Annotated in this window: 5 protein-coding genes and 1 pseudogene; 2 read left to right on the plus strand and 4 right to left on the minus strand. The window is 68.4% G+C overall.

Annotation, left to right across the window (positions count from 1 at the left end; all coding sequences use genetic code 11):
• Positions 1-31: 31 nt before the first annotated feature.
• Positions 32-799: an MBL fold metallo-hydrolase gene (locus tag ABGB12_RS05025; protein WP_347674977.1), complete on the minus strand. Its 768-nt coding sequence runs from the start codon at positions 797-799 to the stop codon at positions 32-34.
• Between the two features lie 123 nt (positions 800-922).
• A complete protein-coding gene (locus ABGB12_RS05030) occupies positions 923-1,954 on the minus strand; it encodes a hypothetical protein (protein WP_347674979.1) in 1,032 nt (343 codons plus the stop codon).
• Between the two features lie 297 nt (positions 1,955-2,251).
• Between ABGB12_RS05030 and ABGB12_RS05035 the strand changes: the two are divergent.
• Together ABGB12_RS05035 and ABGB12_RS05040 are read left to right on the plus strand one after the other, a co-directional pair.
• Positions 2,252-3,099: pseudogene (locus tag ABGB12_RS05035) on the plus strand (transposase family protein).
• Positions 3,100-3,245: 146 nt separating this feature from the next.
• Complete coding sequence (locus ABGB12_RS05040) at positions 3,246-7,727, plus strand: CHAT domain-containing protein (protein WP_347674981.1); 4,482 nt, start codon at positions 3,246-3,248, stop codon at positions 7,725-7,727.
• On the opposite strand, the gene ABGB12_RS05045 is transcribed toward ABGB12_RS05040, so the two are convergent.
• Both ABGB12_RS05045 and ABGB12_RS05050 read right to left on the minus strand, forming a co-directional pair.
• On the minus strand, positions 7,693-9,168 hold the full coding sequence (locus ABGB12_RS05045) for a CATRA conflict system CASPASE/TPR repeat-associated protein (RefSeq protein WP_347674982.1): 1,476 nt from the start codon (positions 9,166-9,168) through the stop codon (positions 7,693-7,695). The two genes, ABGB12_RS05040 and ABGB12_RS05045, sit on opposite strands and share 35 nt — an antisense overlap.
• Positions 9,158-9,490 (minus strand): CATRA system-associated protein, encoded by a 333-nt coding sequence (locus ABGB12_RS05050; RefSeq protein WP_347674984.1) that lies wholly within the window; start codon positions 9,488-9,490, stop codon positions 9,158-9,160. The genes ABGB12_RS05045 and ABGB12_RS05050 overlap by 11 nt, the downstream gene beginning before the upstream one ends.
• Between the last annotated feature and the right edge of the window lie 650 nt (positions 9,491-10,140).

Consider the following 10,140-nt stretch of genomic DNA (forward strand, 5'->3'; position numbering starts at 1 on the left):
GACCGCTGACCCGCCATGAAGCCGAGACGGTTCACCCCACCGAGAAGGTGGCGCCGGGGGCGGCGTAGGCGATGGGACCGTCGAACCGGGCCGCGGCACGGGACACCGCCTGCTGCGGGGTGAGGAAACGCCCGACGTGCGTGACGATCAACCGTCCCGCCCCTGCTGAGCGGGCGGTGTCACCGGCGTCCTCCGGCGTGTGGTGGACCTGTTCCCCCGTGCCGGGGGCCTTGTCGCTCTCTGCCTCGCACAGCAGCACGTCGCACCCCTCGGCCAGGCCCGTCAGAGCAGGACAGGGCGCCGTGTCCCCGGAGTACACCAGCGACCGGCCCGCGGACTCGACGCGCAAGGCGAAGGCGGGAATGCCGTGCGCCACCGCCCGGCTGGTCAACGTGAGCGCGCCGACCCGCACCTGATGCCCGTCGTGCAGTTCCTCGACGGCGAAGGCGGACTCGATCGGGCTGCGGGTGTCGGTGTTGGTGAGGAAGTGAGCGAGCCGGTCGGCGATGCCCGGCGGACCGTGCAAAGGGATCGGAGCCGCGAGCCGAATGTCGGCATAGAGCGCCCCGTAGTAGGCGGTGAGAAGGTCCGCGCTGTGGTCGGCGTGCGAATGCGAGATCCAGATCGCGTCCAGCTCGTCCAGCCGTACATGCCGTTGCAGCTGGGCCAGCGTCCCGCTGCCCGCGTCCACCCACACCCGGGCGCCTCCACCCGACACCAGGTAACCGGAACAGGGGTTGTCCACGCTCGCGTAGGGCGTCGCACTACCCAGAACCGTGAGGAGAAGATCACTGGTCATCCACGGACTCTAGAAGACCTGTGATGCCCTTGTCCGAGCCGGTGGGACGGCGACGGCGGACGACCGGTGAAGTACTGCCGCCGCCTGGTGGGGTGATGGTGATGCTCTCCTCGGTGGCGTGGTTCAGGAGGCGGCGAAGGCCGCGACCGGTTTGTCGGAGTGGCGGCCGGTGATCCAGAGGCGATCCGCGGCCGTGGTGACGGACCTGATGTAGACGGTGTAGTCGTAGTCGGGAAGGGGCGTCAGCTGGGTGGACCACGTTGAGCCGACAAGGTTGGTCACGAAATGGCCCTCCAGCAGCCAGAGAGTTCCGGAGGGGGACAAGACCGCGTCGGAGGCGACGAGCGCCCTGGGCGGGCCCACGGGAGTCCAGGCGGAGCCGTCCCAGCGCCGGTAGTGGCCGTCGACGTGGGCGAGGAGGTCGTCCTGGCCCAGGACGTAGATGCGGTCGACGGTGGAGCCCTCGGGGAGGGGGATGTTCTGCCAGGACCCGGAGTCCCAGCGGGCCACCACGCGGGTACCGCCGTCGTCGCCCAGCAGCCAGGCTCCGCCCTCGGGATGGGACGCGAGTTGCACGATCGAGAGAGAGTCAGGGCCGGTCGTCCACTGGCCGCCGGTGTAGGTGCGCAGCCTCCTGTCCCCGTCGGCGTCGGCGACGAACACCGCGTCGGGCGCCGCGGCCAGGTCCGTGGACGAGGAGAGCCCGGGAGGAAGGGAGACGGAGGTCCAGGCCGAGCCGTCCCAGCGGGCCAGGTAGGGGCTCGCCACGCCCCAGACGTAGCGGGCGCCGAGCACCCACAGGTCCTGGGGACCGGCGGCCTCCATGTCCCCGATCAGCCCGTAGTTGATCGAGGGCAGGTCGATGTTCTGCCAGGAGCCTCCGGAGTAGCGTCGCAGCAGAGGTTTGGGCGGCCGCAGCACGACCGTCTTCCAGTCGTCGGTGGGCCAGAGGAACTCCACCTGCCCCTGGTAGCCGCCGGCCCACAGCTCGCCGCCCACTTCGGCGGCGGCCAGCAGGTCGCTCTTGAACCAGGTGGAGGCCGGGCTCTGCTCGATCCACACGGTGTCGGCGGCAGGGAGGTCGGCACGCGCGGGCGAGGCGACCGTCAGCACACACAGGGCCGCACTCACCGCGGCGACGTTCCCTCTCCTCATACCGGGCATGATCCTCCCGCCCCGCCCCCGGATCTCCTCACTTCCCCACAAAAAACCCTCACCCTGGTTCACCAGCGGTTTACGGATTTCCAACTCTGCAAAGCCACGGACCCTCCGGGAAATGCTGACGGCACAGGGCCGACTCAGATCACGTGGCCGCCGATCGGGGGAAGCTCAATGAGCCTTTGTCGGTAACCGGCGGCAACGTTGCGTGATCGCCTGGCCGTGTCTCCCGTGATCGGGCGCGACATGCCCTGAAAAACATGAAGCCCCTGCTAGAAGTGGTCTTGTCGAGAGATCAACTTCATAGAGCAGAGGCTTCACGTGTCCTCAAGTGTCACATACTCCGCCGTCCTAGATGTGCAGGAGGAGACGGTCGTTCGTGTCGGAACTGCTGGAGACCGAGCGCGAGCGACGCGGCACCCGCACGGGTCGGCGGGTCTTGGACTGCCGGGCGCAGGCGGTGCTGATCCTGCGGTGGTTCCTGGACACCACCCGGATACGGCGGCTCGCGGTCGACAACGCCATCAGCGTCACGACCGCCTACCGCTACCTGCACGAGGGCATCGACGTGCTCGCCGCCCATGCCCCCGACCTGCACGGCGTCCTCCAAGCGGCTCAGGAGGCCGGGTGCTCACACGTGAACGTGGACGGAGTCGTGATCGCCACCGACCGGGTGAGCACGCCCGGCCCGAACACCGCGGACCTGTGGTGGTCGGGCAAGCACAAGCACCCACGGCGGCAACGTCCAGGTCCTCTCCGCCCCCGACGGATGGCCGCTGTGGACCTCCGGAGTGCGGCCCGGCCGCGAACACGACATGACCTGCGCCCGCGCCCACGGCCTCATCGACGCCCTCGCCCAGGTCAAGGACACCCTGACCTGCCTGGCCGACCTCGGCTACGAAGGCGCCGCCCACATACTGCGCGTCCCGGCCAAGAAGACCAAAGGACGCCGGCTCACCGACGACCACAAGACCCACAACAAGCTGCTACGAGGCCTGCGCGGCATCGGAGAACGCGCGAACGCCCTGCTCATCGTCACCTTCAAAGCCCTGCGCCGAGTCAGCCTCGACCCCTGGAGGATCGGCGCCATCACCGCAGCAGCCCTCGTCCTGCTCCACCACGAGAACGACCGCACCCTCTGACATCACAAACAGTCACGAGAGGTTACCGACAAAGGCTTAATCTGTGGGAGCCCGAGGCTGAAACGCTCCGGGCTACCCGACCACCTCCGGCTCCTTCTTCTTCACGCCTCCCTGAAGGCAGCGATGGCGGTTTTACTGGAAGGGTGATGACCGCCTTCATCGTGTTCTACGTTTCTCTCGTCGTTCTGGCGTGGGGAGTGCTGCCGCTGGCGAATCGTCTCCTCGCGAGAAGGCTGCGGCAGCTGGTCGGCGAAGCCCTCGAACGGTGGGAGAGGACAGGGGATGCCGAATGGGTGCTGGCTCCCCCGGTGGTATCGGCTGCGGAGGGAGTGAGAAAGCAACAGAACCGCGAGGCGCATCTCACCTTGGCGAGATACCACCTAGCACGGCAGAACGCCAGCGCACAAGAAGACTGGGAAGACCTGATCGAAGCGTCCAGTCAGGCGATACGCGCCTTCCTGATCTCCCGGCAGCCGTCCAGTGACCTAGCGTGGCTAGTGCGTCTACGGGAGTTCATCACCTGGTACAAGCACGACCCGGATGCGGCCAAAGCGGCGGCCTACGCCGAGATCGAAGGAATGGACGATGCCGCAACCCTCGATGTTCTTCACAGCGACCTCGTCTCATTGGTCGACGTCCGTATCCCGGAGGCCGCCCTGTCCGACGTGGTCGACTTGGTGGTGCTCACACGGCGGCGACTGCACCAGTCAGGTGGGGAGCCCTCGGCCTCACCTTCCTCGGACGGCCTGCCAGCGCAACGGGTGGCCATTCGGGCGAAGTGGCAGGCCGCCCTCGCCGGTGCCTTGGCGAACGCGTCCTCGGGGGAAGCCGACCTACCCCTGCTCGGCGAGGCGCGGCGAACGGCAGAGGCTGCAGCGGCGCTCCTCGCGAGGTTCAGTGGAGGTGAGCAGCCGAAGGCGGTCTTGGACTCACTCATTGGACAGATCGCCTCCAAGCAATACGAACTTAACGGCGAGGTCGAGGCGCTGCGCCAGGGACTCATCCACCTCGAGCGTGCGATCGACGGTCCCCTTTCCGAGAAGGAACTCTTTGACCTGCGGTATCTCCTCGTCCGGGGGTACGAAAGTCTCCAGAATGCGACGAATAATGTTGCGTGGGCGGATCGCTCGGTCTCGGTGATCCGCGCGTTGCTCGACGCGTATCCCACCCGCCCCGAGGTCGCGGACTGGAAGTTCTCACTGGCCGCCCTGCTGCTCGCGCTCTTCAACGATGCCCCGTCCTCCTCTGAGGACATGTTGTGGGAAGCGGCCTTGCTGCTACATGAGGTTCCGGTGGAGGCGGAGGAACTCGACCGAGAATTTGGCGTGCGCCTCTCCGTCCTGGTGTTCTGCTACGCGCTCGACCCGGAACCCGGGCGCAGGGAGGAGATCGAACGCTGGGTCCGACGGGCTCTCGACCAGTCCGACCAGGGACGGCCAGAGTCTCTCCGGTACCTGGTCGGCATCTTCCACAACGCCTACCTCCTCAGGGAGGAAGCGCTCCTGACCGTGCTGTACTCGCCGCTCCTCCGGCCAGTCCTCGCGACGCTCGACCCGCTCGATCCGCAGCACCGGCAGACCATCAAGCTCACCTCGGCCCTCGCGACCACGACCCTCGCACAAGAGGGCACCGACCTCCTGCGAGAGTGCATCGACTTGCTCCGGCCCCTCGCGGAGGGGGAACAGCCCGACACGGACATTGTTCTCGCTCTGGCCAGTGCCCTGGGCGAGCTCTACCTCGCAACGGACGATCTCGCCGCCATCGCCGAAGCGAAGCGGCGACTGCAACGGATGCTGCACACGCAGACGACTCCGGGCTCCCTTCCTCCCCACCGCTACGCCTACCTGCTCATGCACTCGGGAAGCGTCCTGTACGGCTGCGCCCAGGCGGAGAGTGACTTGCAGACGCTCGCTGAGGCCGCGGACCTGCTGCGAAAGGCGGCGGAGACCGCGCCCTCCGACTGGCGATTCACCGCGAACCTACTGAACTATCGAGGCCAGATCCTTTGCAGCCTGTTCGAGTCGACCGGAGACAGGGCGGTCCTCGACGAGAGCATCGCGTTCCTGCGCCAAGGCGTACGGACCGCGCAGGATCACTCCCCCCACATCACCCCGTCGGTCCTCGCCAGCCTCGGCTACGCCCTCGACACCGCCTACCGCCACGACCCCGACACCAACCTGCTGGCGGAGGCACTGACCGTCGGCCGAGCCGCCGCCGAGGCGGCACCGGACAGCGCCCGCGCCCACAACAACTTTGGCTCCATCCTGCGGCTCTCATACTCCCGCACCAGGAACCTCACCGATCTCGACGCATCCATCGCGCACATGAAGCGGGCCGTCGACCTGACCCCCGACAGCCATGCGGACCGCACCTTCTACGTGAGTAATCTGGTGAGCGGCCTGCTGGCCCGCTACGACCACTCCGGAGAGGGGTTTGTCCTCGACGAGGCCCGGACGCGCATGGACGGGGTCATCAGGACCGTCAGACAGACCGGCCAGCACGCGCCGAGTGCTCTGATGACCTTCTGCCACCTCCAGTATGCCCTGTTCATGCGGTATCGGGACGCCGGTCTGCTCGGTCTCGGGATCTCCGCCGCCCGGCGGGCCGTGGCGGACATCCCGGACGGCGACGTCAGGCGCGTTCAGGCCTGCAATTCGCTTGCCGTTCTCCTCACCTTCCAGTACAGCCTGGAAGGTGATCTCGACCTCCTCGAGGAGGTCGAGACGTTGCTCGGCGCGGCGCTCGACGACGGTCCGGTCGCAAGCCCGCACCTCTCGATCGCCTGGCTGAGCCGCAGCCAGACGCAGCTCCTGGTCTTCCAGCGGACCGGCCGGCTCGAGGCGCTGCTGAACGCCGAGCACGGCCTCCGTCGCGCGGCGACCCTCGGGACCGGTCTTCGGGAGGCGAGTGTCTCCGTCGACCTGCAGCTCGCCTCGATCCTTCTGCAGATCCACGAGAAGACCGGGCGGCAGGGCGCCCTCGCCGAAGCCCGGCGACTGTACGCCGGCATAGCAGACGACGATGGCGCAGGCGTCGACTCCCGCTTCGTATCCGCCTGGGGACTGGCCCAGATCACCGCGTTCGAGGCCGACCCGCACCAGGCGGTCCGGGTCTACGGCGCGGCCGCGAACCTGCTGACCGAACTCGCGCCGCTGACGATGAGCTGGAACGACCGGCGTATGCGGCTGCAGCATCTCAGCGGGTTCGGAGCGGACGCGGCACAGGCCGCACTCGCGGCGGGCGACCCGCGGCGCGCCGTCGAGCTCTTGGAGCAGACCCGCGGTGTGCTGCTGTCCGATGCCCGCGAGCTCCACGACGACCTGGCGAGGCTCGACGGTCTCCTCCCGGACGCGGCGGCGGAATACCGGCGGCTGCGCGAACGGATGCGGCTCCTCGACACAGAAGAGTCCCTCGCCACGCCCTTCTCCCCGCCGCCTCCCCTGGTGGAGACCGAGCGGATCCGCGCCGAACGGGAGGAGCTCGAAGGCGGATGGAAGCGGCTTCTCGACTCGGTCCGCGCCCATCCGGAGTTCAGGTCGTTCCTGCGCCCCCTGCCCTTCGACCGCATCCTCGGCCTAGTTGACGACGTCCCCGTGGTGATGGTCCTGGCTGGCGACACCGGCGGCCACGCCCTGATCGTCTCGAAAGAGGATGTCCACGCGCTTCCTCTGCCTGGTCTCACGGACAACGCGCTCGCCCGCGAGGTCAGAACGATCCGAGGCATGATCGCAGACGCCGGATCCCCCGAGCACAGGGAGGCGGCGGCCAATCGTCTACTCGTCTCCCTCGCCTGGACCTGGGACACCGTCACCGGACCCGTGCTCGACGCTCTCGGCCTCCGAGAGACGACTCCTGCGCAGGACCCGCCGCGGATCCGCTGGTGCGCCGTCGGCAACGTCGCCTACCTCCCCCTCCATGCCGCCAGACGTTCCGGCGCTCGACGGCACAGTGCCTTGGACCGCGTCGTCTCCACCTACACTCCGACCATCCGTGCTCTCGGCCAGGCTCTCAGCCAGGCGCCTTCCCACGACGCCGCCACACTGCTGGTAGCCCAGCCCGACACCCCCGGGGCGACTCCCCTGCTCGGCGTCGCCCGCGAAACCGACGGCATCGCCCGGCTCGTCCCCGGCGCCCTGCTCCTCAGCGGCCCGGACGCCACCCGTGCCGCCGTCCTCACCGCGATCGGGCGGCGCTCCATCGCCCATTTCGCCTGCCACGGCATTGGTGACGACCTCTCCGGTCCGCCCCGGCTCCTCCTTCACGATCACCAGACCGAGCCGCTGACCGTCGAGTCCCTCACCAAACTGCGTCTGCACGCCGACCTGGCGTTCCTCTCTGCATGCAGCAGCACCGGCCCGTTCCACAGTCAGCTCGACGAGGCCCTGCACATCACGAGCGGATTCCTGACGGCCGGATACCGCCAGGTCATCGGGACGCTGTGGCCTGTCGCCGACATCCCCGCCGCCCGCCTCGCGATCGGGTTCTACTCCGTCCTCACCGGGGATGGAACAGGGCCGCCCGATCCGTCCCAGGCACCGTTCGCCCTGCGGAAAGCGGCGTTGCGGGCACGAGAGGAGGATCCGGGCAACCCCTTCACGTGGGCGGCGTACCTGCACGTCGGAGCCTGAACTGGCGTCCTTCCTCGACCCGGCGGACCGTCGCCCATCCGGCCGGGAACAGGACCGCCATCACGGCCCAGACGGCGGCCGACGGCGCGGCCCGGTCGGTCACGGCCTGGGCGGCGAGGTCGAGGGCGACCCAGCCCGCGGTGGCCGCCGCCAAGCCGCCGAAGAAGCGGACCAGTCGCTCATACCCCGTGCCCGCAGCCGAGACCGCAAGGACGACGGTGGCCAGGCTCAAGGACAGTGTGCCCAGAAAGGCGATGACCGCGGGCATCGTGGACGCGGGAAGGAATTCCACCCGGTATTCGAACGCCTGGATCGCGGCCAGTGCCATCAGTGCGGCACCGACCAGCGCAGTCTGCAGCAGGGTGACGCGTTCTCCGCGGTGTTGCCGGGCCGTCTCCCGCTCGTGCAGTTGCTGCCGATCGCGGTGGAGTTCCGCATCGAACCGCGCGGTGAGCAGATCTAGAGTGTCCCGGACCCGTTCCCGGTCCAGGTCGAGATAGGCGATCTCGTCCTCCAGAACATCACAGAACCACCGGGCCAGGTCGAGGTCGTCGGCGAACGACCCGCCTCGTTCCCTCGCCGCCGACTCCTCGTTCGCCAGGGCGATCTGGACGGTCCTGCGCATCTCCCGGAGCCCGATGAGCCGCCGGTTGAGACCTTCCGGTCCGGTGACCTCCGACAGCAGCCGCTCCCGGGCATCGGTGAGATCATCGAGCCGGTCCGCGCCGACGCCGGGCGGGGAGGACAGTCTCGCCAACGTCCGGTCGGCGAGCTCACCGACCGCAGGCGGCGGCCCCGCCGCAGCGTGCACACGGATCTGGTGCCGAACCTTCGCAGCATAAGCGAGATACCGGGCGAATGGGGGCGGGACGCCGCTGCTCTCGCTCCATATCCATCCGTCCGCCGCGCGCCCGTCCGCCGCGATCATGGCGATGCGGCGCAGGGGTCGGTCGTCCTCGCCGGGCGGCTCCCAGAGTCGCAGTGCGGGCATGTCCCACACGGACGCAGTGAGCGGTCCAGTCTCGCCAGGCAGTGCGTCGATGACCGCGCCGGGCAGCCCCGCGTCATCCAGGTCATCGGCGTGCGCCAGCAGGACACGGGCCTCACCGACCGCCCACCCGGACGTCGGACCGACGGATTCCCGCCACTCCCGCTCGGCGGCCTCCCATCCGCCTGCCGCAGTCAGGGCCACCGACCAGTACAGCAGGTCGTGACGGCGACGCAGCACCGCCTGGACGGAGCCGTCGGCGTTCTCGGAGGCGGCGATCAGCCCAGACGAAGGCAGGTCCGCACAGCTCTCCGGAGGCGCGACCGGCAGACCTGGTACGTCGGACAGCACCTGGTCTCCGCGGAACCTCTCCCAGGCGGCCCGGAACTCCCGGTAGGACGGGTCAAGGACCGAGACGAACAGATGGACGACCAGCGAGGGGTCACTCAGCATCGTCTCCGGACCCCTCCCGGACGTCCTCGAGCGGAGGGCCAGCGAGCGTCTCCTGCAGCCGGTTCAACCGATCACGCACGGGCGCTGGCGGCTCCGCCCGCTGAGCGGAGACCCGCACATGGATCCTGGAGGGCGACGCCGCCTCCAGAGCGGAGGCCAGCCGACCGACCTCCGGCCCGTCGTCCCGCAGAAGTGCGTCCTCCAGCCAGGCCAGCAGACCGCCTACGTACTCCCACCCGGACATCGTGAGCGGCCAGTCCGCAACGAGCGGCAGGACATCGAGCACTCGCCTTCGCTGATACGCCGACACGCGTTCGCCCACGCGACCATCCTAAACGAGTAATTCCTAATGCTGTTGGTTAAGATCAGTGCTCTTAGGCGGCGAGGGATCGGATGCGTTGGGCGACGCGGACGGCGACGCCCTCCATATCCCGTCCATCGTGTTATTCCAGGTCAAGTCACCCTTTCAGGTGGGGACACCATGTCCGACACCGAACGTCTGGGGACGGGTTGCTCAAGGGTTCTTGTCTGGGGAACCCAGTCGAGCCATGCTCAGCGATCGCTACCCGCAAACGCCCCTTCGTGCCCGCTGCCGCAGACTTTTAATCCGTTGTGCTCCCCGCCGAGACGCTCCCGCACCTCGATCCCGAACCATGTCACGATGCCGCCCCACCCGAGAGACACAACATCAGAACCCCACCGCAGCGGACACCTCCCGGTGGCTTCTCCGAAACGCCAAGAGCAGGCCCTACCGGGTGGGAACACCAGCCCGATCCTGGACTCGCCGGAAGCCCGAACCGAGAACCACCACCAGGATCCCGACGGACACCGCGGGGCCGCTATCGCTAGTGGTCGCGCCCGTTAATTCGTCGGGGGTGGCGGGTCGAGCCAGGCTGTGGTGTCGCCGAGGTAGAGGCCGCAGGCGCAGTCGAGGGATTCTTGCGGGGTGCCTGCCGGGTATCCGCTGGGCAG

Source organism: Actinocorallia sp. B10E7 (assembly GCF_039871655.1).
Classification (GTDB): domain Bacteria; phylum Actinomycetota; class Actinomycetes; order Streptosporangiales; family Streptosporangiaceae; genus Actinocorallia.

Bases quoted from the DNA above. Each gene is read 5' to 3' on its own strand.
- ABGB12_RS05025 (WP_347674977.1), bottom strand. From the start codon at position 799: ATGACCAGTGATCTTCTCCTCACGGTTCTGGGTAGTGCGACGCCCTAC.
- ABGB12_RS05030 (WP_347674979.1), bottom strand. From the start codon at position 1,954: ATGAGGAGAGGGAACGTCGCCGCGGTGAGTGCGGCCCTGTGTGTGCTG.
- ABGB12_RS05040 (WP_347674981.1), top strand. From the start codon at position 3,246: ATGACCGCCTTCATCGTGTTCTACGTTTCTCTCGTCGTTCTGGCGTGG.
- ABGB12_RS05045 (WP_347674982.1), bottom strand. From the start codon at position 9,168: ATGCTGAGTGACCCCTCGCTGGTCGTCCATCTGTTCGTCTCGGTCCTT.